Source organism: Halalkalibacter sp. HAAS-P013 (assembly GCF_056619925.1).
Window position 1 is genome coordinate 46,021 of the sequence record NZ_JBWQTU010000010.1, and the last position, 26,427, is coordinate 72,447.

Annotated in this window: 40 protein-coding genes; 3 read left to right on the forward strand and 37 right to left on the reverse strand. The window is 39.1% G+C overall.

Annotated features, from left to right (window positions below; genetic code table 11):
- Window positions 1–137: 137 nt before the first annotated feature.
- From AC1FXP_RS14425 to AC1FXP_RS14570, 30 genes are all read right to left on the reverse strand, one after another.
- The gene (locus tag AC1FXP_RS14425; protein ID WP_480062560.1) at window positions 138–566 is read right to left on the reverse strand and encodes a hypothetical protein; all 429 of its coding nucleotides are present in this window, start codon (window positions 564–566) and stop codon (window positions 138–140) included.
- A gap of 675 nt (window positions 567–1,241) precedes the next feature.
- On the reverse strand, window positions 1,242–1,628 hold the full coding sequence (locus AC1FXP_RS14430; protein ID WP_480062562.1) for a phBC6A51 family helix-turn-helix protein: 387 nt from the start codon (window positions 1,626–1,628) through the stop codon (window positions 1,242–1,244).
- A gap of 69 nt (window positions 1,629–1,697) precedes the next feature.
- Complete coding sequence (locus tag AC1FXP_RS14435) at window positions 1,698–2,567, reverse strand: hypothetical protein (protein WP_480062564.1); 870 nt, start codon at window positions 2,565–2,567, stop codon at window positions 1,698–1,700.
- 3 nt (window positions 2,568–2,570) lie between these two features.
- On the reverse strand, window positions 2,571–2,909 hold the full coding sequence (locus tag AC1FXP_RS14440) for a hypothetical protein (protein ID WP_480062566.1): 339 nt from the start codon (window positions 2,907–2,909) through the stop codon (window positions 2,571–2,573).
- A 98-nt stretch (window positions 2,910–3,007) separates the two neighbouring features.
- Window positions 3,008–3,205: a hypothetical protein gene (locus tag AC1FXP_RS14445; RefSeq protein ID WP_480062568.1), complete on the reverse strand. Its 198-nt coding sequence runs from the start codon at window positions 3,203–3,205 to the stop codon at window positions 3,008–3,010.
- 39 nt (window positions 3,206–3,244) lie between these two features.
- Window positions 3,245–3,910, reverse strand: coding sequence for a hypothetical protein (locus AC1FXP_RS14450; RefSeq protein ID WP_480062570.1), 666 nt, complete (start codon window positions 3,908–3,910; stop codon window positions 3,245–3,247).
- Entirely contained in the window at window positions 3,911–4,183 is a 273-nt protein-coding gene (locus AC1FXP_RS14455) for a hypothetical protein (protein WP_480062572.1), read from the reverse strand.
- A 39-nt stretch (window positions 4,184–4,222) separates the two neighbouring features.
- Window positions 4,223–4,510, reverse strand: a complete 288-nt coding sequence (locus AC1FXP_RS14460) for a helix-turn-helix domain-containing protein (protein WP_480062574.1) — start codon at window positions 4,508–4,510, stop codon at window positions 4,223–4,225.
- Window positions 4,511–5,742: 1,232 nt separating this feature from the next.
- Window positions 5,743–6,036 (reverse strand): BRO-N domain-containing protein, encoded by a 294-nt coding sequence (locus tag AC1FXP_RS14465; protein WP_480062576.1) that lies wholly within the window; start codon window positions 6,034–6,036, stop codon window positions 5,743–5,745.
- A 39-nt stretch (window positions 6,037–6,075) separates the two neighbouring features.
- Window positions 6,076–7,194, reverse strand: coding sequence for a helix-turn-helix domain-containing protein (locus AC1FXP_RS14470; protein WP_480062578.1), 1,119 nt, complete (start codon window positions 7,192–7,194; stop codon window positions 6,076–6,078).
- 223 nt (window positions 7,195–7,417) lie between these two features.
- Window positions 7,418–7,621, reverse strand: coding sequence for a hypothetical protein (locus AC1FXP_RS14475; protein WP_480062580.1), 204 nt, complete (start codon window positions 7,619–7,621; stop codon window positions 7,418–7,420).
- A gap of 15 nt (window positions 7,622–7,636) precedes the next feature.
- Window positions 7,637–8,629, reverse strand: coding sequence for a tyrosine-type recombinase/integrase (locus AC1FXP_RS14480; RefSeq protein WP_480062582.1), 993 nt, complete (start codon window positions 8,627–8,629; stop codon window positions 7,637–7,639).
- 682 nt (window positions 8,630–9,311) lie between these two features.
- Window positions 9,312–9,434, reverse strand: a complete 123-nt coding sequence (locus AC1FXP_RS14485; RefSeq protein WP_480062584.1) for a hypothetical protein — start codon at window positions 9,432–9,434, stop codon at window positions 9,312–9,314.
- Between the two features lie 186 nt (window positions 9,435–9,620).
- Window positions 9,621–10,310, reverse strand: a complete 690-nt coding sequence (locus tag AC1FXP_RS14490; protein ID WP_480062586.1) for a hypothetical protein — start codon at window positions 10,308–10,310, stop codon at window positions 9,621–9,623.
- Window positions 10,307–12,073, reverse strand: a complete 1,767-nt coding sequence (locus AC1FXP_RS14495; protein WP_480062588.1) for a phage tail tape measure protein — start codon at window positions 12,071–12,073, stop codon at window positions 10,307–10,309. The genes AC1FXP_RS14490 and AC1FXP_RS14495 overlap by 4 nt, the downstream gene beginning before the upstream one ends.
- A gap of 77 nt (window positions 12,074–12,150) precedes the next feature.
- Window positions 12,151–12,498: a hypothetical protein gene (locus tag AC1FXP_RS14500; RefSeq protein ID WP_480062590.1), complete on the reverse strand. Its 348-nt coding sequence runs from the start codon at window positions 12,496–12,498 to the stop codon at window positions 12,151–12,153.
- Window positions 12,499–12,736: 238 nt separating this feature from the next.
- On the reverse strand, window positions 12,737–13,039 hold the full coding sequence (locus tag AC1FXP_RS14505; RefSeq protein ID WP_480062592.1) for a hypothetical protein: 303 nt from the start codon (window positions 13,037–13,039) through the stop codon (window positions 12,737–12,739).
- Window positions 13,040–13,084: 45 nt separating this feature from the next.
- Entirely contained in the window at window positions 13,085–13,348 is a 264-nt protein-coding gene (locus AC1FXP_RS14510; RefSeq protein ID WP_332629206.1) for a hypothetical protein, read from the reverse strand.
- Between the two features lie 27 nt (window positions 13,349–13,375).
- A complete protein-coding gene (locus AC1FXP_RS14515) occupies window positions 13,376–13,531 on the reverse strand; it encodes a hypothetical protein (RefSeq protein WP_332629205.1) in 156 nt (51 codons plus the stop codon).
- A 1-nt stretch (window position 13,532) separates the two neighbouring features.
- Window positions 13,533–13,925 carry a hypothetical protein gene (locus tag AC1FXP_RS14520; protein ID WP_480062594.1) on the reverse strand — a complete coding sequence of 131 codons (393 nt, stop codon included), beginning with the start codon at window positions 13,923–13,925 and terminating at the stop codon, window positions 13,533–13,535.
- Window positions 13,898–14,323: a hypothetical protein gene (locus AC1FXP_RS14525; RefSeq protein ID WP_480062596.1), complete on the reverse strand. Its 426-nt coding sequence runs from the start codon at window positions 14,321–14,323 to the stop codon at window positions 13,898–13,900. The genes AC1FXP_RS14520 and AC1FXP_RS14525 overlap by 28 nt, the downstream gene beginning before the upstream one ends.
- On the reverse strand, window positions 14,320–14,589 hold the full coding sequence (locus tag AC1FXP_RS14530; RefSeq protein WP_480062598.1) for a hypothetical protein: 270 nt from the start codon (window positions 14,587–14,589) through the stop codon (window positions 14,320–14,322). Before AC1FXP_RS14530 ends, AC1FXP_RS14525 begins: the two co-directional genes overlap by 4 nt.
- 477 nt (window positions 14,590–15,066) lie before the next feature.
- The gene (locus AC1FXP_RS14535; protein ID WP_480062600.1) at window positions 15,067–15,669 is read right to left on the reverse strand and encodes an HNH endonuclease signature motif containing protein; all 603 of its coding nucleotides are present in this window, start codon (window positions 15,667–15,669) and stop codon (window positions 15,067–15,069) included.
- A gap of 26 nt (window positions 15,670–15,695) precedes the next feature.
- Window positions 15,696–15,899, reverse strand: coding sequence for a cold-shock protein (locus AC1FXP_RS14540; RefSeq protein WP_480062602.1), 204 nt, complete (start codon window positions 15,897–15,899; stop codon window positions 15,696–15,698).
- Window positions 15,900–15,975: 76 nt separating this feature from the next.
- Window positions 15,976–16,938 (reverse strand): hypothetical protein, encoded by a 963-nt coding sequence (locus tag AC1FXP_RS14545; RefSeq protein WP_480062604.1) that lies wholly within the window; start codon window positions 16,936–16,938, stop codon window positions 15,976–15,978.
- 133 nt (window positions 16,939–17,071) lie between these two features.
- Window positions 17,072–18,502: a TOTE conflict system archaeo-eukaryotic primase domain-containing protein gene (locus AC1FXP_RS14550; RefSeq protein ID WP_480062606.1), complete on the reverse strand. Its 1,431-nt coding sequence runs from the start codon at window positions 18,500–18,502 to the stop codon at window positions 17,072–17,074.
- Between the two features lie 6 nt (window positions 18,503–18,508).
- Window positions 18,509–18,685, reverse strand: a complete 177-nt coding sequence (locus AC1FXP_RS14555; protein ID WP_480062608.1) for a DUF5659 domain-containing protein — start codon at window positions 18,683–18,685, stop codon at window positions 18,509–18,511.
- 67 nt (window positions 18,686–18,752) lie between these two features.
- Entirely contained in the window at window positions 18,753–19,106 is a 354-nt protein-coding gene (locus AC1FXP_RS14560) for a hypothetical protein (protein WP_480062610.1), read from the reverse strand.
- Between the two features lie 1,245 nt (window positions 19,107–20,351).
- Entirely contained in the window at window positions 20,352–20,714 is a 363-nt protein-coding gene (locus tag AC1FXP_RS14565) for a hypothetical protein (RefSeq protein ID WP_480062612.1), read from the reverse strand.
- Complete coding sequence (locus AC1FXP_RS14570) at window positions 20,711–20,956, reverse strand: hypothetical protein (protein ID WP_480062614.1); 246 nt, start codon at window positions 20,954–20,956, stop codon at window positions 20,711–20,713. Before AC1FXP_RS14570 ends, AC1FXP_RS14565 begins: the two co-directional genes overlap by 4 nt.
- Window positions 20,957–21,108: 152 nt before the next feature.
- Between AC1FXP_RS14570 and AC1FXP_RS14575 the strand changes: the two genes are divergently transcribed.
- Window positions 21,109–21,393, forward strand: a complete 285-nt coding sequence (locus AC1FXP_RS14575) for a helix-turn-helix domain-containing protein (RefSeq protein ID WP_480062616.1) — start codon at window positions 21,109–21,111, stop codon at window positions 21,391–21,393.
- 47 nt (window positions 21,394–21,440) lie between these two features.
- Here AC1FXP_RS14575 and AC1FXP_RS14580 read toward each other — a convergent pair whose 3' ends face one another.
- The 5 genes from AC1FXP_RS14580 to AC1FXP_RS14600 are packed head-to-tail and all read right to left on the reverse strand — an operon-like array spanning window position 21,441 to window position 23,956.
- A complete protein-coding gene (locus tag AC1FXP_RS14580; protein WP_480062618.1) occupies window positions 21,441–21,569 on the reverse strand; it encodes a hypothetical protein in 129 nt (42 codons plus the stop codon).
- Window positions 21,570–21,587: 18 nt separating this feature from the next.
- Window positions 21,588–21,776 (reverse strand): hypothetical protein, encoded by a 189-nt coding sequence (locus tag AC1FXP_RS14585; protein ID WP_480062620.1) that lies wholly within the window; start codon window positions 21,774–21,776, stop codon window positions 21,588–21,590.
- Window positions 21,777–21,789: 13 nt separating this feature from the next.
- Window positions 21,790–22,392 carry a replication-relaxation family protein gene (locus tag AC1FXP_RS14590; protein WP_480062640.1) on the reverse strand — a complete coding sequence of 201 codons (603 nt, stop codon included), beginning with the start codon at window positions 22,390–22,392 and terminating at the stop codon, window positions 21,790–21,792.
- Window positions 22,379–23,575, reverse strand: a complete 1,197-nt coding sequence (locus AC1FXP_RS14595; protein WP_480062622.1) for an FtsK/SpoIIIE domain-containing protein — start codon at window positions 23,573–23,575, stop codon at window positions 22,379–22,381. Before AC1FXP_RS14595 ends, AC1FXP_RS14590 begins: the two co-directional genes overlap by 14 nt.
- A gap of 9 nt (window positions 23,576–23,584) precedes the next feature.
- Entirely contained in the window at window positions 23,585–23,956 is a 372-nt protein-coding gene (locus tag AC1FXP_RS14600; protein ID WP_480062624.1) for a hypothetical protein, read from the reverse strand.
- A gap of 418 nt (window positions 23,957–24,374) precedes the next feature.
- Here AC1FXP_RS14600 and AC1FXP_RS14605 point away from each other — a divergent pair, with 418 nt between their 5' ends.
- The gene (locus AC1FXP_RS14605; protein WP_480062626.1) at window positions 24,375–24,599 is read left to right on the forward strand and encodes a helix-turn-helix transcriptional regulator; all 225 of its coding nucleotides are present in this window, start codon (window positions 24,375–24,377) and stop codon (window positions 24,597–24,599) included.
- Window positions 24,600–24,682: 83 nt separating this feature from the next.
- Here AC1FXP_RS14605 and AC1FXP_RS14610 read toward each other — a convergent pair whose 3' ends face one another.
- Window positions 24,683–25,060 carry a hypothetical protein gene (locus tag AC1FXP_RS14610; protein WP_480062628.1) on the reverse strand — a complete coding sequence of 126 codons (378 nt, stop codon included), beginning with the start codon at window positions 25,058–25,060 and terminating at the stop codon, window positions 24,683–24,685.
- Between the two features lie 79 nt (window positions 25,061–25,139).
- Between AC1FXP_RS14610 and AC1FXP_RS14615 the strand changes: the two genes are divergently transcribed.
- Window positions 25,140–25,640, forward strand: a complete 501-nt coding sequence (locus AC1FXP_RS14615; RefSeq protein ID WP_480062642.1) for a DUF3102 domain-containing protein — start codon at window positions 25,140–25,142, stop codon at window positions 25,638–25,640.
- On the opposite strand, the gene AC1FXP_RS14620 is transcribed toward AC1FXP_RS14615, so the two are convergent.
- Window positions 25,573–26,229, reverse strand: coding sequence for a hypothetical protein (locus tag AC1FXP_RS14620; protein WP_480062630.1), 657 nt, complete (start codon window positions 26,227–26,229; stop codon window positions 25,573–25,575). The two genes, AC1FXP_RS14615 and AC1FXP_RS14620, sit on opposite strands and share 68 nt — an antisense overlap.
- Window positions 26,230–26,427 lie beyond the last annotated feature (198 nt).

Below are 26,427 nucleotides of genomic sequence, written 5' to 3' on the forward strand. Positions count from 1 at the left end.
CTTCATTCGTTTTAGTTGCAATACTTCCAATTAAGTTTAATGCATTTTCACGATTAAGGTAACACTTTCCTTCTCTCCAAATTTTAGTAACATCCCTTATAATAATAGCCCATATCCCTAATCCCTTAACCTTTTCCCTATAACATTTTCTTATCTCTTATCTCTTTTCTATACTGATAAATCGTATCAAGACTTAAATTCATAGCCTGAGATAACTGTTTATTAGTAGCCTCAGGTGTTACCTTTAATATCTCCACTAGCTGTAATAATCGTTCTACCTTAGTCTCTTTAGCCTTAACATTTTTTACTTTATGGTACTTTTCAGGAAGTGAGGCACGGTTCTTATAACAAACATGCCACCCCTTACTAAACTCATCTTTTAATAAATACTTAGGTACATGAAAGAAATGTTTTGAACAGTCTACACACTGATGTACTACTGTTGCGTTAAGGTTTAAGTAATTGTCTACTAGTTTAATTTTCCCCTCATGTTTCTTATCTAATAATTGCTGGTATTGTTCGTTAGTTAGTAATTGTACGTCTTTAACTGTTCTATTCTGTGTCACTGTAATTCCTCCTGTAATGTTAGTTAGATTTAATAGTTATAAAAGGTATTAGCGTTATTAACTACGGGCTAAAGCCCTCCGTGTGCCTCCGCTACCGCTACGACACTATTTATTGATAGAGTTATTAGATTAAATTCTCTAGGTACTAGCTAATAAAACAGCGTGTAACATGGAAAGGGTTTTCGTTAGAAAATCCCTTGTAATGTTATAGCTGGGGTCTTGGTTTTTCTTAACGTTGATAGTAATGTTTAATGTAATACCCTCTATAAGATAAGAAGGATTTCTTTAGGCAAAACAGCCCTCATACTTACAGCCTCTAAGCGTGAACCCACTTATCCACACGGTGCATTTTTGACCCCCATTTTAAGAGAAATGGTACATTTTTGACCCCCATTTTTATTAAAGAACGTTCGGTTATTAGTGGAAAAAAGTACTCGCTGCTATTCCCTAGCGTTCGTTTTTTTCAACCATAAAGACAGACATAAAAAAGAGACACTCAATAGAAATAATCTCCTACTGAATGCCGTAAATGTTAGAACAGTTACCTAATCACGACTATGATGATTTAACCTGTAGATATAAATGTTTTGAATGTTTACTAGTAACCTAGTGAGTGAATAAGGAACCAGCTTACACACACCCTTTAATTTTCCTTAATTTTTTATATCTACTTACTTATTGAAGATAATCTTCGTTATCCTCTAATGAGTCTAATTCACGTAATAACTCATCTTCTGATTTCTCACGTTTAACAGTGGCTGTAACTTCTCGCCTATCAGTAAGTAAGCCCATTGATTTTAGTAACATTTCGTAGTACTTACTTTGGTTAGCAATTTCCTTTTTACTTAAAGCACGTTCACGCAAAACACGCAACACCTCGTCAGCATGTGCTTTATGAACCTCTAAGGCTAGTTCATTTTTAAACGCTTGAAATTCCTCATTTCGTAACCAGTTATAAATAGATGAGACCGCTACACCGCCTTTATCAGCTACCTGTTGACGTTGTAAATGTGGTTCTTCTACTAAAATTCTTGCGACTAGTTTTTGTTTATCGCTTAACATAACTTTCACCTCTCCTCTTATTTTTGTAATTAAAAAGCTGTACAGCGTTATTAGTTACTGTACAGCCTCTTACTTTTTTGATTTTTTTCGTCTATTGTTTTCCATTAACTCAAACATTTTAATTATTTCTTTACTTGGCTTACCATCCTGCCTATAGAACACGATAGGATTAACCATTAGATGCACATTCTTACCAAATCCTATTCGAGTAATAAACGCTGTACCTAGTACCTCTAAGCGTTCTATACGTCTTTTCAGTGTCTTAACAGGAATGTTAAGCAATTTACTTAACTCAGATACAGTAATTAAGTCTAAGTCCTTTTCAGCATCCTCAGGGTTCACAGCTAGAAAATTATTCCTAGCCATAAAGGGAATAAGTAAAAAGATTAAGCCTAAATCATCAGGTTTAATATTACTTTCTCTAATCGAATTACTATAGACCTTTACAAAGTTACTTAATGTAGATTTTCCCTTTTTAAAAAACTCAGGATTAACAACAAATTCACCTTTTTTACTCTTATAGATAAGATTGAATCGTTCAATAAACTCAATCAATTCCTTACGTTGTCTTTTGTGTTTATTCGCATCATCCAGCCCTACCAGCTTATAAATATCAGTTTTAGTTAAGGGTGTTCCCTTGTCGCCAGTGCTAGTTGTTAAAACGTTTGTCTTAAAATCTGTATAGGTAATCAAATAAAGCACCCTTCCTAAAGTCTTATAATCACTGTTAGATAGTTTTTCCTGAGTTAAGAAAGTAGCCAATTCACTAAGACTATTCATGTAAGCCACTGTAAAATGTTTCTGATTATATCGTCCTTGTTCTTTCTTTTCTTCAATAGCTAATTTCTTTTTATAGGCTTCACGCTGTGCCTCAGTTTGTAAATCAATATCTCGTACTAGTTCACCAGTTTGTTTATTGATAATACCGTATTTACTCATCATCTACACACCGTAAAGGGATTTGATTAGGCTAGGTACAACAAAAATAAGTTTTCTGTTACTTAGTTCAATTACTTCTACTAACTTCTTATCAGCTAAATCCTCAATCATTTCAATTAGCTTACCTGTGGTAACTGTTACCTGTTGCTGTAATTCACCGTTATTTATTTCCTCATAACTGCAATGAATAGGCACACCGTTAGAACCTTTTGCAATGTCTTCTAAATCCTTAACAGTTAAAGATTTTCCTATTTTCGATTGTTTTTCTAAACCATGAACTAATAAAGAAACGTGTGAGTCAGATAGCTGGTACTGTTCCTTAATCGCTGTAATATTTAACATTATATACTCACCTCATAGTGTATTTTTAAACAGAAAAAGCACCCACCAGTTAAGGCAAGTGCTTTATATATGTCATTTTTTAGGGAATGACTTTACAGTTATTTTTTAATATTACTTAGCAACTTACTAATTGAGTTTCCTACGTCCTGACTATCCCACTTTTCAGCCTTATCTGAGTAATCATTAGTATCTAAAGCTACACGCATTTTTAAGTTAGTAGGTAATCCCTTTAATACTTCCGTATCCCCAGCTTTTACCTTTTCAATAATCTCTTGATATTGTTTATCGTTCATCATAGTTAAAACCCCCTGTTTTTTTGAATATTTATTTTCAATTTACTTCTTTTTAGGCTTATCCATAGTAACGCTACCACTCATAGCCTTGTTATAGTCGTAAGCGTCAATCTCTACAGGTACACTTGGAAAGTTAATAGGTGTAGCGACCCTATCAGCCCATAACCTAGACGTATGAGTCTTTTTAACAACCTCATCACTAACTACCTCGTTAACGGCTTGGTGTAATCCTTTAGCCTCAGACTGTTTAAATTCGTACATATCTTTAATAGCCTGTAGAACATCATATTTAAGCTGTTTCATAATGAAATCTAAATCCTCACCCTGTATTACCTGAGTAGCTTCTTTATTATCTTTTAACTTAGCTTCCTTCATTTTCGGGTAGTATTTCAAGTTAATATCAGATAACTCATTAGCCATTTCCTCTAAGATAGATTCTGTAATTTCAATCTCACTAGAAATCTCTTTCATTAGCTTCTTAGTTTGTACATACATTTCTAAGTCTTCTTTATACGTTTCAGCATCAATTAAAGCCTGTGTATGCTGTTCCTGTAGTTTGTTAATCTGTTCCTGTAAAGCCTCTTTTCGAATGTAGAAACTATCTACCTCTTTGTTATATTCGTTTATTACAGCTTTCAGATTAGAAAATAACTTACCCTCATTTTTCTTAATAACCTCATCTAATTTACTTCTGTCTAATTTAATCATTTATTTCTCTCCTCCTGTTTTTACTGGTTGTTCAATTAGTTCTTTTTTAATGTCCTGTGCTTCTGTTAGTGCCTCTAAGATGTTCCTATACTCAGCACGTTCAGCCTCGTTTTTCCTTAAAGCCACATCAAACTTTTTCAATAGTGTTTGACGTTCTTTTTCTAGTTGGTTAATTTTCTCATTAGCTTTACCTATCTTTAACTCAATTTCCTCACTAGAATGTGTTTCAACAATCTTTTTAACTAGCTTTCTCAGCTTGTAAATAACATTCATTCGTACTCTCTCCCCTGTTTATAATAAAAGCTGGTGCTGTTACGCTTTCCAGCCTCTAGCCTTTCGGAATTCAATTAACTTACGGCAACTAGCTATTTCATGGTTACTAATTCTTAACCTGCGTAGTGCTTCGTTAAGTTTGCTGTACATTAAGTCAGATAAAGGTAACTTTCCTGATTCAATTTCACTTAATGTGCTTTGCCCTACCCCTGCTAACCTTGCAAACTCGCTTTGTGATTTATTTCTTAATAGCCTCAGGTGTTTAATTTCCTCAGCTTCAAATTTTCTATGTTTAATTAACCCATCATACATAGGCTTTCTTTCCATCTTTTACACCTCTTTACTTAGTGATAATTTATCGGTATACCTCAAATAAAAAACAACCTAGAACCGTAAGGTTAAAGGCTGTTTCCACAGGAGAAAGAGAGTATAATGAAATACCCTCTACACCTTTTTTAATGAGGTGTAGTTTGTTGACTTATTTACAGAATTAAGCACAGAACAGAATCGCTATTGAATAAAGAGGAAAAGCTATTAACTTTTCCCTACCTTTAAGTCTAAGAACACACCTATTTTTACAGGTTAGATTATAAAAAAATAATAATTTATCATTTCTAGGTACAAAAAAGACTATAGTTTACCTTCTCCACCTATTACCAGTTGTCAATATTGAATATTTATTTTCAAGAGTGAATAACACAAAAAATAACCTCACACCGTTTTAAAGGTGTAAGGCTTAGAGGTATTATATGTAAAAATCCGATACTATTACTAGTACCAGTTCCTAAAATGAATGTTAAAGTTACTAATCTAATAACTAATATAACTATAATTACTGTTATTGCTGACAGGATTATATTTAAACTTATGTACTGTTAATTACTGTATTAGCGTTACTTGCTTACGCTTACCTTCGTTCCTTGCGTCACTCGGTAATATTTTCTAAAGAACTATCTAACGTTTTTGTCACTATTGATAGTTAGTATGTTTTTAGTTTGTATTAGTTTAGGTTTTAGTAATATGCGTAAGCACCGTAAGGAAGGTTTTAATCTTTTGACCTTTTGACGTTATAACAGTTATTAGCGTTATTTACAGTTAGTTAAGTTCCCCTACTTCTATAGGTACAAAAACCCCACATTTTACAGGTGTTTTTTAAAAGTAATTTTAACCCTTTTTTGTATCCCTTGTGGCTGTAAGGGTTTAAGATTTGTCTGAAAATAAAAACTTTTCCTTTATAGCCTGTGCCCTGACCTTCTTTGACTTTTATTGACTTTATAGTAATTACTAAAGGTGTGACTTTAAACCGCATAGAATAAGGCTTTACACCCCTACTAAATCACACTGTGTCTTATTACACTAAAGGATAGCGTTAAATCAACGTTTACAGCACCTACCGAATCACACCATTATATAATCACTGATTATGTGAATACGCCCCCTAATAAATCAGTACTTACAGCCTAACTAAATCACACATGTATTTGACTTTAAAATAATGCCCTCAAAACACGAATAATAAGCCCTAGCTGCTAGTAAGTTTTTCCACCAAAAACCGAACATTAAGGTAACACCTCACTAGTTACCCATTTAGCAAACTTTCTAGCCTCTAATTTACGACTACCCATGATTAACATATAAAGACCACTTTCACTGATAACCTGTATGTTAGGGTTATTACTTGTAGTGTCATTTGAAATGACGGTTGATTTTTCATCCTCATCTAATCTACTTAACGCTTGTCTGCTATTCCTAATTCCTAAAATGTCGCACACATCTTTAGCTACAAACCAAACAGAATCACCCGATAAGCCTCTGTATTTAATTTTAAGATTAAATAGACGTATTACACCCAAAACAGCTTAAAACATCATACAGGGCTATTACACCCCTTTTTAAAATGGTAAGTCACCTTTTTTCTTATCTTCTTCTGTAACTATGTACTCCTCAGAAGGTAAAGCGGTTGATACTGTTATGGTTGTCGTTGTTGCTGGTGCTGGTGTTATAGCTTGTCCTACTGTTGTTACGGCTTGTTTAACTGTAGTGAGACTTTCACTTACATGTTGCTGTATCTCAGTTGTTAAAATCTCATCTATAACAGCGTCAAACTTAGATTTGATAATCTTTGTGTAATAGCCGAAACAGTTTCTAACCTTACCTTTTTTGAATTGTCTAACCATCTGTTTAAATGATGTAATAGCCGTATGTAATATGGTTTCTTGATTTAATATATGTTGCACCTTTATAGTATCCAGCTTTACACACTTCCAAAATTCCTCAATATCCTTAGCCTTATCAAAAAATGGTTTAACAGCTAGTACAAACTTTTCAGGCACTCTATCACTAGTAAATGTGTAATCTAGTTCTATATTATCATCAATATTACTACGTTTATTAAAATCTTTTTTATTGTAATCATAAGGTAAATCTATGGTAGGAACTATTTTTATGCCCCGAACCGTTGATACATTAGCATTTTCCCCAACTTCTGCATTGTAATCAGATACCTTATTAGCTATGTAATTTTCATTATTTTGTGTTACTGTGTTGTCGCTTTTATCTGTAACTTCATCTCTACTTGTTTTATCATTATCATTACAAAGCTGATATTCTAATAGACCATTCCACTTTTGGAAGTAAACATGACTAGTGAAAAAATGAACAGGACACCCTAAACCATTATGTTTAGACGTTTTACGATATGCTGTAACAATTACACCAGCTTCACGTAATACCTTTAAATGCTTATCCATTGTTGATTTACTAATACCATATTCCTTGGCTAGGTACTTAGCCGACGTAAAGAAAAAACCTTTCTCTGCCCCATGCCATGCCATACGGTCTAATGCTTTCTTAGTGCCTTCTTTTAAGTTATAGTAAGTATCTCCATATGCTTTTTTAATTTCAGTTATTAACTCAACCTTAATAAGGTTTTTTTCTTTTCTGCTATTAGTAATAGCTTTCATTGATTGCATTACTTCAAACTGTTCTGAATATATAAAGATGTTTTTCATTCTACTACTCTCCCTATTTATTTTTTATAGGGAAACAAAAACCGATAATGTAAAACGCTTTTACCTATGGTATAATTGAAAAAATAAGTAAAATATCTTACAATATATCGTAAGCCATGTGTCGCAAATGCAAGGCTGTGAGAATCTTATCCGTAAAAGTACTCCAATACTTTTACACAATGGATAGGGTTCTCTTTTTGTTTCCTATTAACTTTTCTATATCTTAAAATTGATTTCTTAACTTATCTCTTTCAGCTAATGCCTTTTTGTTTAAATCTTGTTTCCAGCTTAATAAAGCGTCTTTATATTCCTCTGAATACGTTCCAGCTACACGATTTTTCACACTGAATACCTCAGCAACTTGTTTTGTGTACCATTGAATAGCCTCAATAGTTGTCATTTCATTTATGTTGGGCAACTGTTTCATTTTGTTCTCTCCTTTTTAAACTATAGGCTTGTCCAGTACCTTTACAGGTGAAAACTTCTTATGACTTTCCCTAACATCATTACCAAATAGATTTACATAAGTTTTAACTATTTCCATACTGGAATGACCTAATATAGCTTGTAACTCAAATATGTTTGCACCATGCTGTACACTGAGTTTTGCAAAAGTATGTCTAAACGTGTGACAGCTACAACGAACATCTTTTATCTTTGCTAACCTTCCGTAAATGGTAATCCTCTGCTGTATCCCTCTTTTGGTTAACCTTACACCATCAATAGAAACAAACAGTGCCTCACATTCAACATATCCACGAACAGCAATATACTTCTTTAGCTGTTCCTTCATAGTCTTTTGTATTGGTACTAACCGTTCACGGTAGCTTTTAGCATTTCTAATACAAATTAGGTTATCTTCCCAACGTATATCATTTAATGAAAGACCAGCTAACTCATTAACACGTATTCCTGTTTCAAGCATTAACATCATTATGGTATAGTCACGAACACCAGTGAACGTTCTTAAATCAGGTTGCTTAAACAGTTTGTTTAACTGTTCCTTAGAAAATGTGGCGATTATCGTCTTTCTATCTTTTAATAGCTTTATATTTTCCATTGGGTTTTTAGGAATGTGTTTTTGCTTATGCAAGAAATTATAGAAAGAACGTAAAGCACGTAAACGTGTATTTATTGTTACTACTTTCAAACCTCTATAATTTTTCATATGAAGAATAACGGTTTCTTTAATGTGTTCCTCTGTTACATTGATAGGCTTTAGTACTTCAACATCAATACCCTGTTCTCTTAAACTGTTTTGATAAGCGTTAATTTCATTTAAGTAATACTGAATAGTATGAGGTCGTAAATTTCTAATCTCGCAATCCTTAACAAATAAATTCACAGCCTCACTAAATGTTTCTACATAAGAATTTTTAGGTTTCCTAACAACAGCTAACTCTTTTTCATCTAATAAATTTTTCCTTCTAGCCACTAAAACAACACCACCTTTATCAGTGAACACGATTAGTACACACGATTTTAATACTGTATTTCACAGAAAAAGTACCTCTAAACAACACAAAAAAACGCCTACCTACAATACTGTAGATAGACGTTGAAGTCTTGATATTACTGTAATTCACTGTAATTGACGATTATAAAAGATAAAAGATTTCAAGTACCGGTGGTCGGGGTCGAACCGACACTCCAGAAGGAACACGATTTTGAGTCGTCATAAAGATTCCCGCAGAACGTGGCGTCCCCACTACCGGCAATTCACCGTTATATTAAGCTTTATAGCATTCGCAATTACATTTTTATTCGTTAGACTCGTCCTATTTCTGTACCTTAACGTTATCTTAACGGATTTTAGCAAATTTTACAATAGCTAAGATGAACGTAAACAATTCTTTCTACGATTGCTACTCGGCAACATGTCCAATTTATCCGCGTATATAATAAGGAAGAAACTCGACAAACTTCGAGCAAACTTTTCGCTTTATAAACGAACACACTTTCGCATATAATGGAATAAAAAACAGTAGCGGAGCTGTCGGAAAATGAACGATATAGAGCGGAAGGTTAAACAGATAATCCAAAACGTTAAGCATACGAAACATAGGGAGCCTACAGTAGAGGAGTTAATGCAGTGGACCGGAAGGAGCGAGCAAGACTTACACGGTATCTTGAGTAGACTTGCAGAACGCGGTTAGAATAACTTCGATCTCTTCTTGCTTTAATTTACGTTTAAGTTGTTTCTCGAGATAATCGATTACTTCGGTTACTGTCGGATTCATGGCGGCACCTCGTTTTTTAATTTTATATTAGTCGATATTTGCGGAATAATAACGCTTTTTGTTAGCTTATGTAACGAACAAACTTCCTCCACGGAATCGACGTCGGCTTCAACGTCGATTTATGCGTTATACTCCGATTTAATGCACGTCTATACAAAAAAAGAAGCCACCGCCAAAAGGCGATGACTATTCTTTAACCCATCCTTCCGTATCGACGCTGCCATCGAAATGGGTAAGCGTTCCATCTTGCAAGTTTTTCATTATTCCGTAATAGTTACATTTGGTCGATACTGTTTCCGGCTCTAAATACGCCAGTGTCGCGTGAACAGTAGCGAGGTAATTAACTACCGCCTCATGCTCTCGCCCTTGTGCAGCTTGAGGAAATTTTGTGTTTTTTATAATCGCTTCTAAATGATCCGCAGACGGAGCAATAATCGTGCCGTCATACCGGAAATTATTGAAGCGTTTGAATCTTACCCCTGTCTTGAAGTCGTCATATCTAACCTCTCCGGAAGTGCCGTCCTTACAGAAACCTGAAATAACAACCTGCAAGAAAAAGTCTTCATCTTTTTCGGAAGAAAGCGAACCATCGGCCCGCATCTCCCCTAAAACTTCCTCTAACGCCTTTCTACATTCCACCAGGTCAGAAGAAGGCGTCATTATTTCACTTAGTCTCTCTTTAATTTCTGTCCCCAATAACGAGTCACCGCCGGAACCGAATAATGTAAAGTCGGATAAACGCGATGCTTTATTCTCGTTATCATGATACCTAAACGTTTTTTCTATATTCCCGATCTTTAATCTACTGACTTGACGAGTATCAGCAGTCATCACTGATAAATAAGAGCCGAAGCCCCCCGACATTACCAAAGTCACGCTAACACAACCCTTCTTTGTGGTGACTTCGCCTGCATTTTAGCAAGTAGTAAGCCAAGCTCCTTCGCATCTTTCTTAGTCTCGGCATCACTCTTCTTAATCGGAGAATTAATATTGAGCGCGTTTTTGATTCCACCAGTAACCGTACTCGCAATATTTCCAATAGCTCCAGCAACAGCGCCGACTTTCGATACAATACCCTTAATAAGCCCGTCTATAATGCTCTTACCTATCTCGAATAAGTCAATATCTTCAAGGAAAGATTGCGCCTCGTTCCATATGTCGGAGATCGTCGATTTCGCATCATTCATCTTTTCACGAACGGAGTTGACCACATCGGAGAACTTCTGCTTCACTGTCGACCAAATTTCCGATAGAGTCGTAGAGAAGAACGCCTTAATGCGATTCCATATTGACGAAATTAACTCGCGACTGTTTTCCATCTGCGCCTTAATTGCGTTTTTCATTCCGGTAAAATCTCCGGTGACTAGCGCCTTCAAGAAATTTAGAGTATTCGTAAACGAATTTTTTATCCAACCCCAAATATCAGATATAATTCCAAATGCCATCGTCATGTAATTTGAAATTGTGTTATAGACGAGCGTAAAGTTTTTCTCGACATACGAAGCAATTGAGCTAGTTATTTTGGAGAAGAATTCAGCTATTGCGCCCCAAATCTCCTTAGCTTTATTTGCAACCATATCCCAGTTCTGCCATAACCAAACTCCCGCGGCTACTAACGCAAGTATCGCAGCTATCTTAAGACCTATCGGACTAAGAATGAAAAGTATCGCTTTGGACAGCACACCGAATACAGTAGTTAACGTACTAACCATTGAAATAACTTGCCCTACGACCATTAGGACAGGCCCGAGTGCCGCAATTAATGCAACAGTAATTCCGATTGTCTTTTGCATACCTGGACTTAAAGAACTGAACCATTCGACTAGCTCTCCTATTTTCTTTCCGAATTCTTGTACAGCCGGTATTACCGAGTCTTGAATAACCGGAAATAGCCTATTAGTCATAAACTGCATAGCTTCGGTTGCTATCGGCATAAACGATGCTTTAAATGATCGCGTTAAGTCGTCCATTGAATCCATGAAATTCTCCGAACCCCTAACGGCATCTTCGTCCATTACTCCGCCCATTGCGTGAATTTTTTCAGTAGCCTCTTCTATCGATAGGCTTCCATCTTGAAGAGCCGGCATTAAATCCCTTCCGAGCTTAGTTCCAAAGACTTCGGCTGCCATAGCTGATTGAAGCGCAGGGTCCTCAATTCTTTGCAACGCGGCAATAGTATCGCCTAATATGTCCTCGGTCGCCATAATGTTTCCGTTTCCATCCTTTACAGATACGCCCAATTCTTCGAAGGCCTTTGCGTATTTGTCGTTACCTGTTGCCGCTTGTCCTATACGCTGATTAAGTCGGCCGACTGCTTGCTCCATTGATTCAGTTGAAAGACCATTCTGTCCGGCCCAATAATCAAGCTCCTGGAAAGCGTCCGTACTTATTCCAAGTTTAGTCGACGTCTTGGCAATCGCATCACCTGTCTTCGCAAATCCGCCCGCTAGCCCTACTAGCGCAGTAGCTCCTCCGATGAGAGGCATTGTTACGCCTTTTGTAAGTCCACCTCCTATATCGCCTATTTTCTTTCCGAAATTATCAGCTCTATCACTTAATGACTTTAGTTCACTTCCGAATGAATCGAAATTTTTCGAGAAATCATCTAAAGCTGAGATTCGAAATTGAATGTCTGACATTTTCCTCACTCCCTTAAGTTTGACTTTGATTAACTTTGACCTTTTATTAATAAAAAAAACGAGCGCATAGCCCGCTATTACAAACGCTCCATACCTCGCTTTATACACTCTCCGCCCTTTTTCATTTCAGACGCGAATCGTTCTGAATCCACGTTATAGACAACGCTCGTACCAACCTTTAAAAGATGAACCGCATTCAAAAAATGCCTTAATCCTTCTCGCAACAAAGTAATCGCCGATTTATTCTCTTTGACTTTGTACGTATCAGCTATCGTTTTTGTAATTGACTCCTTAATTTTAGAAAGGCGCATGTGAAACGTCTTTTTGTCAATCTCATTGTTTGCGTAGCTTGTAAGTAACGGTTTAAGTAATCGCGTGTAATTTGTAGCATCATCTGTAACGCTTTTAGGAGTTACTTTCCTCATCTACTCACCTCCTTTCGGCTTACTAAATCGAATCAATGCGTAAGCAATTGCGCCGAAAACTAATAGCGGTATCGTTACGTACAATGTCATAAACATCCCTAGCTCTATCGTTTTAATCACGTCCATTCATACAAAAATAAGACGCCCCATAATCGGAGCGCCCTTCGCCTAACTGCGACCTATTTAAGAAAACCGGACCTTTGACGCTAACCGGGAACGACTCCGGAATCATCGCGTCTTAATGCTGCTCACCGTTAAAGCTGAACGATTTAAATACCGTCTTATTGCCATGCTCGCGGACAAACCAGTCTTTCTCCGCTTCCGTAAACGTCATAAACGGCGCATCAATCACAAGATCAATCCCCTTCGCATCAATCTCGTTGATAAACTCCATAACGTAGTTCATGGCATAAATAACCGCGCCCCCACCGTTTGAGCCGATCAAGCGCGGAATGTCCTTCTCTTGGCCTTCCGTTGTCTTTAATACTGTTACAAAGTCCTTACCGTCTTGCGTAATACTTACTGTTAATGTCGTTTCCATTTTTCATTCCCCTTTTTCGTTCAATTTTTGTCATACCGCCTGATGCTACTTGATCCACGCGTACTTATTGAGATACGCAATTACATGCTTCGAAGAAGGTTCTACTTTCGTAACCTCATACTCATCATTATTTAAAACCCACTTGTTACACTCTTCGAAACTCTCGAAAACCATCGTTTTCTGCTCAATCAACTTCTTCTTAGCTTTCTTTTGCTTCTGTTCGAAAGGCTCCTCAGTTATTGATGGCCTAATACTTGAGCTTGCATCCTCAATCTTTACTCCGATATTTGCTTGTCCTCTTGAAATCATTCTAATTCCCCCTATTTTTTAGTTAGTTTATCGACGAAACTTGCCCGTAGCTTTCAAACGCTCGTAAAGCTCTTTCGGACTTATATCTGATTGCTTCTTTTCGTCAGAGCCGACCTTTTTCTTCAACTCTTCGTTTTCTTTCTTCAATTTCTCGTACAACTCTTGATAATTTACTTCGCTCATATTAAAGACTCCCTTCTGCGATACTTGATTTACGTTGTTCTGCGTCCTCTAATAGCTGGAAAGCATCGGAATTATAAAATTTACGCAATAACTTAACCTCGACGCCTTTTTCCTGCGCATAATCCAATTCGGCCTTAAGCCTTCGTTTCTCGGACATACGCGGAAGATCAGCGCGAAACTTGATCGAATCATATCCGACCGGCATCTCGTCTATTAACTTGCGGATAGCAAATCGGACACCCCCGTACTTAGAAGCGCCCGCCTGTTCCGGTTCGTATAAACTTGCGATTTTAACGGTCGAATATGTCTTATCTTCGTTTAGGACCCGGTAATCCGCGCCAATTATGAGCGCTTCGTCGGTTTGCTTTAGTTCGAAATCGCAGTAGCATCGCATTCTAGCTCCCTCCTTTTAGCCTCGAGTGCGTTAATCCGAGCCGTTTCTTTCGCTTTAAGTGTCGTTATTCTTATGTCGGAAGGCTTCCCGCGCACAAGACAAGCAACTCGATCGTCATAAGACCGGGCCGCACGTTCAGCCGCTTCAATAACCACCATTTCCGCGGTATATTCTGATTCGTGGCGGGTTGTCCACCGCTTCAAAGCTACGATTTCATTTTGCTCCGTTTCTACTTCGAATGATAGGAGATAGCCGGAGTCGATCGGTTTAATGCGGTGTTTAATGATAGCCACGCCATTCGAATAGAAAGGTCGAGAACCATCGCGTTCTAAATATGAGCGTTGCCCTCCATATGGACCGTAATGTTCTCGGACTCTATATATGCAATCGACCATCATTCAACCTCCCCGATGGCATTATAAGCTTTAATAAAGCGATCCTCCGCATACACCTTGAAAGACTCCGGCTGAAACAATTCGCTCCTGTCCATTCCTTCTAAGATCGCGCCGACTGCCGCTTCTTCGTCGGTGTATTCTTCAAGCGATGTTTTGCCGTAAAAACAATACTCGTTAAAGACCGTTCTGCCTTTTTCCGGATAAAAACTTACGTGATCTTTTCTCTTACCGTCCTCGATCGTTTGCTTATGCTCAATTACAACTATCATTTAATACCACTCCCATCTCCAAAATCGACGCAATAGAATATAAAAAGACGTATAGCCAACCAAATACACTACGCATTCGAAAACGTTTGCTACACGCCTAATCTGAGCGATTTATTTTAATGTTTTCGGCTTGATTCCGTCGTTTTCTTGCTCGATATTCCCTGTCTCTTTTCCTTCGTTGCTCTCTTTCGTTTTCGGCCTGACACTTTGCGCAAAACTTCTGAGCATTTGACCGCTTTTCGAATGGCTCGGTACATCGTTCGCAAGTGTTAGCGATTGAATCGGAAGCGCCAGCCACCGAATTAAAGTAACGCACCTTTAGCGACTCATCACTCGGCAAGACTGACGACTCGAAATAGTTACAAGCGCCACCATGCTCGAGAAAGTACGGACAGGGCCGGTCTAAATGACAGCGGCCTTGCCCGGCATAAGTAGCGCAGTGACTTTTAACGTGTTTCCGAACGTCCTTTATTAAGCTCAACTAGGCGCCACCCCTTTCGCGTAATGCTTTTCTAGAGCAGTTTGAACACGCCTTAACGTGAAGTCCGTTTTATGCTCGGACAGTTCGTCTATGACGTTATGGCGGTCTGTTTCGTTTATTTCTGCCAGGTAATCAACTAACGCGAAGAATCTTTCTTGGGTAAAAGTGTCGCTATATTTATAGTGGAAATCAATTAACGGCAAATTATGTTTTTGATTATTACATGTAGCGCACGCAACAGTTATATTCCCCTTGCTGTTAGGCCCATTTTCTGAGAAGGATCTGACATGCTCCAATACGAGATCATCCTCTAACTCGGTTCCACAATAAACGCACGCGTCCATAAACCGATCGACAACTTCTTCAACTTCCGCCCTAGTAAGGTCATTTGTGACTCCGAAGCGCTTTGCTCGCTGTTTCGCATTATCAACCATTCGCGAAATCTTGCCGGCTCTAGTTGCGCGGTACTTCGATGTTGCTTCATACTTGCACGTGTAACAACGATTCATTCTTGGGTTTTTCTTACGTTTATCTACTTCGAATTCATTAACGGGCTTAGTCTCTCCGCAAAGTCTACAAGTTTTAGTTTCGTTTTTCATATGACCATCTCCATTTTCATTTTTTATTAGTCTTCGATTACTGACACGTTAATTGCTTGCTGACCTCTTTCAGTATCTTCACTGTCAAAAGCCACCGTTTGTCCTATTTCAAGCGTTCGATAGCCAGCCATTAAGATTGCAGTTTGGTGAACAAAATAAGTCTGACCGCCCTCAGTTGTAATAAAGCCATAGCCTCTTGCTGCATTGAATCTTTTTACTGTTCCTGTCATTTTCAAATCTCCCCTTTACATCCCTTTTGTTTTATGATAATATAAAATTGGGAAAGTCTTTACTTTCCCTCATAAACTACGTGATTTTTTCCGTGCGAAAACGGTCTTTTTTCGATAAATCACAGTATCCTCCATAGATTTTTTTCTCCCAACCTAGCGCTATAATCTCCGCATATGACATGTCGTACAGATTAAAAGACTTAACCTCGCCCTGTTCTACCTTTTGCGCTCGTTGATAAGCCGTTTCTACCTCCCCTTTTTTGTTGAATTTTCTATTTTTGCGATCGACCGGCTTCGTCTTATCTTTGTCAGCATCTATTTCTTCGCGAGCGATAATAACATCCGTTAAAAACTCAGGCCTAAACGCAATTTCTCTCTCTTTATATTCAGCTTCAACCGTATCAGCTCGCTTCGTTTTATAAGCCATTTTAGGTAAGTATGTCGGCGCGTTATATTCATCGCTCTTTAAAGTGCGTTTATACTCTTTCTTAGCGTCATTCTCTCCTTCTTGGCACCCTCCGCAACAATAAGCCTGACCCTTCCGTTTAGGGATAAAGTAATTTAGACAGAACATATGCTTACACTGCTTATGCTCCCATCTCGCAATCTTTAACTCTTCGCGTGTTATTTCACCTGACCAGAGCTTGTTTAATAGATCGTCCACTAAGTCAGGTAACGTATAATCCGAACTAGTGACGTAACCCCGCTCAAGCTCCACCCACTCTTCACGCGTACGGTTAAGGATTTCTCGACGCTCATGCTCACGCTCAATATTTTCAGCGATAAAATCTAACGTATCGCTATACACCTCAAGAGTTTTGCCTAAAGACGGTAATAAAAACGGCGACACTTGGTGCCCATTTGCGTTTCTCTTAGTCTCCGGAAATTCATCGACATACTTATCTAACTCGGCTCTAATTTCACGACTAACCCCTTCAAAGTCTGTAACGGCCGCTCTTCTCATCTTAGCTCTAGCCTCGCGTGCTTTAACTTCGATATCTTGCCTTTTTATTGTATTCTTTTCCATTTCCATACCCATGACCATTCCCCTTTACAAACCGTTTTATTTGTGGTAACATTGTATTATCGCAAGAGATATGCAACTAAACATCAGATAAAAAGTGTACGTTTTAAGGGATAAATACTATATATATAAATAGCGTCAGTAACGACTAAGCGCCTTTCCATTGGTTATCGTACTCCCTTCGTTTAACGTACTTACGTATCTCCTTCTTATCGCAAAGTAAATTAGCGACTTCAACTATCGATTGACCCTCATTGACATTAACGTTAGGCTCGTCTTGTTCCGGCGGATCAATAAGAAGCTGATACTTATTCGGCTTATAATGAACGCGCCCCAGGTCACGACTACGCGCCTTATCAATTTCGCCCTTCCTTACATACTCGATAAATCCTCCGTCTATTAACCTTTTCATCGCATCACCTACCGTCTTCTTCGAAGTAGTTCCGACCATTTTCATAGCCGTTGTTTCCGTAAAGTAAAACTTCTGACCGTACCTTTTACTCGTTACTACCATCGCGTACAAAGTTTGCTTCGTTTTAAATGTCCCACAACTTAGCACCGCCAATATTTCCGACTTATGAATCGTTATCGGTATATCCGCATTACCAAACGTATAACCACGGTCATAAACGAGCTTTACTAGTCGCACAGCCTCTTTGCGCCAGTGATCCGGTGTACTGTCTTCGTGAAAATAGTCTCGCGGAGTATTAAGTAAGACGACTAGTATTTGTTGGACAGCCTCGTCCGGCTCGTACCCTTGCGAATAAAAGAACTTCGCCATATCAAACGTTGCCGAGTGGCGCGTGTGACTCTCGAGAAGCTGCCCCGCCTCTAATATTCGCGCTACTTTCTTCAATCCGGATGATAGATCGGTAGCATTTGCGTTAATGTTAGTCTCGCGAGCAATAGCTTCGAACTCTTCCGCCTGCTCATCGGTTAAGCCGAAATCGTTGTCGGTTATTATGCCGGCGTCCATAGGCTCAATATCGAGAATATAATCGTAGCTTTCAACCGGCTCGAGCGTTTCGTTATCGCAGAACCAACAACGGCGCCCCGTCTTTTGGTGAATCCCCATCGGTAACTTAACCCCTTGCGTCCAGCTCGGGCGAAATTCGATCTCACCGTCTGGAATCTTACCGACTTCCGCGATAACTAATGCATAAAATAGACGCATATCATTCACCGCGATAGGCTTGTCAAAGAAAAGATCGACATGATAGCCTTTATTTCCGCTAATACTGACGTGAATGTCCTTCCGATTAATCGCGAAATCCTCAATTAAGACGTCGATTAACTTTAACGTAGCCCATCGCGCCATTTGATTCGTTTTACAGTCGACATCGAACGTAATGAACTTATTGAAATAGCCACCGTTAAAGATTCCGTAGGTCAGGTCGCCACTTAAATGCTTCGCGACCATACCGTTATTGAGACTATAGACGTTGTCTTGCCGGTCCTTATTTAGCGTAATGTAGCGGTCGGCAAACTGAACGAGATACTTTTTGCGCGTTTGGATGTAAAGCTGATTAAATGATTCGATAATCGCTTTTTGGTTGTTTGGTTTAGGATGTTTGGACAATTATTTTCACGCCCCTCTTTGAAATTGTTTAAGCTCCTCCCCAAGTTCAGGAGTATTAATGAAGACAAACACAAGCTTATCTTTATGGCGCCGACTCGGTTCTATATCAGCAATTGTGAACCCTTTTGCGATTAAATGCTTTGCGACCTTCATGCTTAAAATACATTTAAATTTTTCAGTCATTGCTTAGTCCTCCTCTAAAAAGTGTACGTTTTAAGGGATAAATACTATATATATTAATAGCGTAGTTCTATTCGTCTATAGAATCGTAGTAGCGACTCATTACTTCGTATAGTTCGGACTCACAGCTCGCAGATAACATCGCCTTAACTTCATTCATTTCTCTCTGAACGTCCTTCATCTTGGCGCGATAGTAAGAACTTAGTAACGACGATCCTAGTACGCTCCTTAACGAAGTCATTAAGCGGTCATATTGTCGGTATGCTTCCGACAGATTAAAGTCAGTAACCAACATACGCGCATTAATTAGAGAAGAATGTAACGAATCCAGCGCAGCAATCTCCGAAACTGATTCCGGCGAATAGCTTTCATTAATAGGCAATCTGCGGGCCCCCTCATTCGATAAAGTGTAAATATTGCTCATAAAATAACCTCCTCCTTAGTGCGGCTTAGTCCCGCCTATAAACTACGGGATTTTTTCCGTACGAAATAAATTGACAACATGTCCGATTTTCGATTATAATAATGACGTAAAATAATAAACTAGACTAGATATAGACAAAAAGACAATACACTTGTTTATATCGGCAACTTTTAACCGATTGTTTAGTAGTTTTTTATTATATTTTAATAGTAATCACCCCTTTTTCCGCATATTTTGATGCATTTGAATATAAATTCGTTTTATCAAGCGTAGCCCCACGAAATTAGCTTCTAACGCGTTTTTAGGTGTCTACCCACTAGACTAGCCCCTATCGTTTAAATTTGACCGTGTAGAAAGCCTCTGAGAAGGTCTGAATTTCAAGACTGACAAAAAGACTCCCGAAAAAAGAGATTGTGAAATCAATCACGAAATCACTATACTCCTCTCACTATATACAATGTTACAAACCCAAATTTTAGGAGAAATAATGACTTAATGCCTATAAAGTGTGTCTAAATTGTGAACATCCCTTTACCTCAGTGAAGAAAAACGTTACCAATTGACTACAAATTTCTTGCGAAAAAGTGTGCCTGAAATTTACACCCCTCCGACGCTGTAATATTTGTAACATTCCTGTAATATATATTAGTATAATTTCGCTCCACTTTGCGGAAAAACCCCCTCTCTCTAATAATACGATCTAGAAACCCTATTTGGGCGCGAAATACGTTATTTTTTTATCTCCCTCTATATATACGACGTTCTCCAACCTCGATTTTGCATACTTTTTACTAAAGTTCTTACATAACTCCATCATTTATTAAAAATTTACACATACGGAAAAGCTAGTTATTCACAACTTTTAAAAAATTTATTTAAAAACAGGTGTTGACTAAATGCGAACAAATGTTCTATAATCAAGTTATCAACAAGAGCAACGCAAAATAAGCGTCAGTCGAACGCTCTTTAAAAAGTTATTCACAGGTATATCGCGGATGAACTCGCCTAAAGCTCACCCGCTCAACCAATTTGCGAAGTAAGGCCGCCAAACCTTACCCGCTGACCAACGTTTGCAGCCGTCGATCGTACGATAATCCGCCAAAATTATCGATCTTTTCGCCAGTGTTGCCGCACTAGCGAGTATATAGAAACGCCTTAAGACCTTCTCCCGCAGATTGCCGTCGAGAGTTCCGGATTGAGTCCCGCCAAAGACTCCTCCCGTCTACGTTCATCGAAGGCTATCAATTACATACGATGAAGACCTAATTCGTAATCGAGCTTGCGATCAAAAAACAACTGCAAGTACTGGTACAAGCTCAACGAATTAATGCGGAGATAGAAGTCCATAAAATCGGCATACGTAAACTTACTAGGATCGTCGATGCGCATAAGGCCGATTGAAGAAAAGCCAGTAACGGAGTACTCGTCAAATTCAGAATCGTAATGATAAGAAGACATGCGCAAAGTATTGTCGCTCTGGATAAAGAAAGCCGTAGCTGTAGAATGATCGATAAACGCATCAAGTACATAATTATCAATAGAACCGTCAATATCTTCAACTGAGTAGTGAACTTTACTAGGTTGTACAATATTAAAACCGCGCATCATGCTATCGCCTCCATAGAATTAGGTAAAGTAAAACCAAGCTCGTCCAAGATTTCCGCACAAATATCACAACCGCCCATAATAGCCGCGGAAGAAACTAAGCCAGTATCAATAAAGAAAGCCTCAAAATCATCGTTCATAATATGTAAAGTCTCAGAAGTTTCAACATTAGTAACTTTATAGAATCCAACACCGAAAGCGTACTTAGGTTTAACAAACTGGAATCCAACAAAATAGTTTTTCATAGAATATTACCCCTTTATAGTTAATTTGCCTCCCTGTTAGTAACACTCTAGTTGTCTTACTCATATAGTATAACGTTTAGAGTCATACGTCAACAGTAATATTTAAAAAGTTTGACTAATTGGGTATAATTATTTTGAGGAGGCTGGACGGAATGAAACAAACGGGGATTAATTTCACGCTTGGGGATACTTTAAAGGATTTTCCACTATCAGAAAGCAAGGACGGATTATCTCGCAATAGACTTGCGGTAGAAGCTAAAGTAAGACCGGCCACTGTCGCCGATATCGTGAACGGGAAAGCTAAATCGATTCAGTTTGAAACGCTTGTTAAGCTACTGGACGCGTTGAATCGCATTTCTTTCGAAGACGGAGACAAGAGACGATATACCATCGAAGATGTTTTTACATACGAATTGATCGAAACGGACGCTCAATAAGGGCGTCTTTTTCTATACAAAAAAAATAACCTCACCGAAGCGAGGCGTTACGATTCAAATATTCGCATTAGTTCCGGAAGAAGTGGCTCATCTTCTTCGGATACTTGTAGAGATACAGCTTCAAGAATATTACGCATAGCCTCGTATTGCTTCTCTGTTAATTGAACGTCTTTCATTATGACCACTCCCTTAAGTTATTTCCAAACGTTCTTAGACATCCACTCGTTATAAACCTCAGCAATCGTTCTAGTGTCCGGCTTCAAAATATCATGTTCCATATCATACTCGATCAGTTTCTTCACGTAATCAGCAAAGTCATATTGTTGCGCATGGCTCAGAATCTTTTCTTCGTTGTCTGTAAAGCTGACCATTTTGCGCTTCATGATGTCCACCTCCTTACCTTAGCGCTGTAAGAAACTCCTCTACATTGCGGCTCTGAAACACTCGGAACGGACGCTGGCCCACGTCGTAACGCGTCTCACCAATGACCCATATATTCGGAAATACCTTTTTATCGCGTGGCTGCCATGATTCCGCCTTCCATACATCGCCGTGAAAGAACGCCTCATAACGGTCCATCTTCTCGCTGAACACTTTCGCGGAATAAGTAGAGCGTTGAATCTCGACGTAGAACGGAGCTTTACGCCATATCATGAAGACGTCCGGCTCGACCGTTCCTTTTTCTCCGTACTTTGGCTCGACATTAAAGATGCGGGGCCGCTCCTGCTTACATACATCGCGATAGAATTCGACTATCTGCAAGAAGTGCGGTATCTTGGCGCTATCTTTCTTCATGGCGGACTCTGCCGGAAAGTAGATATATTGGTGGCGGTCGGTAGACGCTTTAACACGCCCATCTCTGCGCAATCTCTTCAATACTGTATTTGCTCCGGTTACTGGTCGCTTCAGACCGTTGAAATGTAGATCGATAATGTCGTCACGGCGCATAACTCTGAATCTGTTTAAATCGTCTAGGATAGCTTTGTCACGCGTTTTCACTTTCGTCATCTCCTAACACTCCGAAAATATTATCGTTTGTTTCTGGCGCATCCTGAGCCGGTTCCTCGCCTTCTAATGCCTCAATACCGTCGTTTTCTTCCTCCACTTCAATCTTTAACGGTGCTAATAACTTCTTAGCTGGCTCAAGTTCGAGGAATGGCGCCTGCACTTCCGTTAATTTTCCTAGTTTCAAAATAAAGCGACCGCCCTGAGCTTCTTCTATCTTCTCCGCGCCAGGTGTTCCGACTATGCGCGAGTTTGTTAGATCAGCACAACGGAACCCCATACGTACAGTTAGATTAATCTTGAGCTTACCGTCTAATACTTTCGCGTCCGGTCTCTGCATCGATAGAATTAAGAACATGCCAAGCGCTCGACCTATTGCGGACAAGTCCTCTACTAGCTCCATCATCTTCTTTTCCTTCTTCAATAGGGCGACTTCATCGATCGCAAGAATGATATACGGTACTTTTTTGTCCTTCGGTAAATCGTCAACGTGAGCGACCTCATACTTATCAAGTAAATCACCGCGCTTTTCGGCTTCTTTCCATAACTTCGCTAATACTGCCTCAAGTTCAGACGTCCGCGTACAGACCTTTTTCACATGCTCCACGCGACGAAATAGATGGAATTCCGAGCGCTTAAGGTCCGCAAGATACATATGAAGCTTAGTCGGCGGTAATCTGAGAATCAGCGTAGATAATACCGACCTAACTTGCGTTGACTTACCGGAGCCAGTTTCACCGGCGATTAATAGCCCTGGGTTCGTGCGCAAGTCATAGCAAATATGGCGGTTATTTACGTCCATTCCGCAATAGATAGGCAAGACTCCGGTTAAATGCTTGCTAATGACGTCATATTTGTACGTATTGTCTTCGCTCATCTTCTCCGCGTAGATCGTAAGGGTGAAGCGTTTATTTAGCTGCTTCAAGTCGAATTCAGTTCCGAAAGCCTGCGCAAATAGCCACTCCTTCTTCGTAATCTCTTTCGGGTCTAGCCCCATCGGAACCGTAAAGACGTATTCTAATCGTTGCGGGTCGGCCAAGACTCGGACAGACTGTACTTTCGGCGTAATATAATGCGTACGGTCTCCGGACTTGTGCGTCAAATAAATACCACCAGCTCTAAACGTCCGAATAAGCTCCGCCTTAGCTTTCTTCTTCGCGATATATTCCTTTAACATAGCAACCTCCTAAAGTAACGGATTCATATAGACGAAAGCAACGAGCACCCCAATTAATGCGAAAGGTAAGACCATTTTGATAATATCGACGACCGATTCCGCCACTTCGAGGAATCCATTGCCGATAAAATACTTCTCACACGCCGCAACTCCGATCATGACAACCCCTATCGCAATCATAATCAGATAACCTTGCGCAACGATTGGCGATACATTGAGCAAACCTTTAAGCGAGACATGCGTTATGGCCGATGCTGATACGAGAGATAGCGAAGACGAACGTAAATAAACGGGACAAGTCGGCGGCTCATTGGCTAGGAATTCTCGAAATGAAATAACCTTTAATTTCCTCAAAAAGTTTCCTCCTCGATGTATAATCATTTTATTTTTGGGCAAACTAATAAGTTAGGCTCCGAGGCTTCTGTCAGCGCGCGCCCCTCCTTCCTTCTCTCCCTCGCACTCCCTCTCTTCCTTCCTCCCCTTCCTCTTCTTTTTAAACAAATTCTTTTTTTCCTATTGGGACAACGTTTTTAGCAGAATTACATTGATAGATATACTTTGATTGATTCTTTGGCTATTACCAATGCAAAAAGTAGATTTCTATTATGACTTTTACCGCGTTATCTACTTTGTTTGCTGCTTTGATATATCTCTATGCTCTCTAGTTTGTCCATGTTTCGCAATAATTTGTAAAAGGTTTGTACTTATTTTCGAAGTTATTAAAATCACTTTTGAATGTTTCGTATAAAGTTGTGAAAGTTGGACAGACTGAATAAAAATTAACTAGGGAGGATTTAGCATGTTCGGTCTTGGAAAGAAACGCAGCAAGGTTAAGAAGTTTATCGATCAGCACGGATACTCACAGGAGGATTTAGTTAAGGCTTCTAAAGTCAGTAGAAATACGGTGAGCAAAGTTTGTTCTGATCCGGAATACATACCGAGCACTGGCGTTATAAAGAAGCTAATGAAAGCACTACGACAAATAGACCCAAACGCAAAGACAGACGACTTCTTCGATCTATGAAGCGCAAAACTTCCACGGTTAGCGCTTTTTTTTTGAGAAGAATATCACCATAAATAAAAATAGAAAAAGCACCCTAAAGGCGCTTATTCTCTAACTTCTTTATTTTCTTGTTGATTACCCCAATATATTAGAGCGACTACAAATAAAAGAATTGCCCACCAGTATTGACCGAATTGTATTTTCATTACCGCGACAACAAATAAAGGGAAAGCGATTAAGTGACCAAGTCCTGTCAGAGCGCAAAGAAAGTAGTTAAATCCTTCAAAATCATGTCTCGATCTCAAATACTCTCTCCCTGCCCAAAGTGTAGTTGCAACTGTTAGAAATAAAAGTACGAATGATAATAAATGCATTAAATCTCCCGGGGCTTTCACTTGTAACTGCTTTTCCACGGCAATAGTTGCCATACCTAAGATGATGCACGCGACTGTTCCGAATGTAAGCTTCAAATAATTCTCCAATCATATTCCCCCATTCTAATAAATTTGTCCTACACTATATATTATTTCTAAATCCTTTATTTAGGACAATTTAATCAGAATCACCGCGGAAATCAATTCGTACAAACAAATCGCAGGCCAAGCAATATTCGAAATCGGGCGCCGGTTAAAAGATGTGCGCGATAATCCTGATAAGTTTGGATTCGAAGGATACCGAGATTGGGAAAAGTGGTGTGCTGAAGAAATAGAAATGTCTCGTAACCACGCGAATAAGTTCATAAAAGTCGCAGAGGAACTCGGTGCCTCGGGACACCGAAATTTAGGAATAAAAGCATTATACGAAATAGCAACGCTCCCGCCTGAACAACGCGAAAAGGAACATCACATACCGTCTAAGGGCGTTTCCAAGACGGTAGACGAAATGACCGTGAAAGAGCTTCGCGAAGTAAAGAAGGCGCTGAAAGAGGCGGAAGCGCAGAGGGGGATTGCGGAAATAAAAAGACCACTCATTGCGAAGTGGTCTTCGTTCTGTATTATAGCTCAACTTGGAAATCAAGCGCTTCTCCAAGATCATTCCAATCCTCATCAACAGGCGCGCTAATTAAGATACGAACCCATTCGATATCTTCCGCATTCGAGTTTTCAAGAATAAAGAATTGCGAACCAGACTTCTTTACCGCACCAATAAAATCACCATCAATATGGTCAGATAACCACATATCAGACTCTAATTGCTCGCCAGTATTTGTTGTAATCGTTGCTTGAGCCGGGTAAAAAGTAATTGTATCCTCTGAAGTATTTTCGACTTCCATATCGATCTGAATATATTCGATTGAGTCAGTTTCCAAAAACTCTGCTACATCACCTTTTAATTCGCCAGTTGCAGCGGTAACTTGCGCGATATTTAGAATCATCGGACCTGTTTCTTGTGTATCAACTTGATCGTTTCTAGCAACTAAAGTAAATGAGCCGCCTTCGTTTTCGACCGTATCACCTACTTGCGTTTCCCAATCGTTATCAACTGCTTCTTCCGCAGCTTCCTCTTCTTCCTCCGCGTCATCTTCCTCGACCGCTTCTTCTGTCGGAGCTGCGTCTTCTGCTGGCGCCTCTTCTTCCGGAGTAGCTTCGCCACATGCTGCCATAAGCGCGATTAGTAGCGCCATTAACGAAAATAATAGATACTTTTTCACCGTAATTCCCCCTTTATATTTTTCGGTACAGGACGATTATACTACGAAACTATGTAAAATCCATCATTTTCTACCAAAATAATGTAAAAATATAAAATCGTTACATTTCGTTTTATTGCGTAAGTCTTGCGCAAAAAGGAATAAGAAAAAGAACGCAGAATACTATAACGTAAGGAGCGTGATAGAAATGTCGCTTAA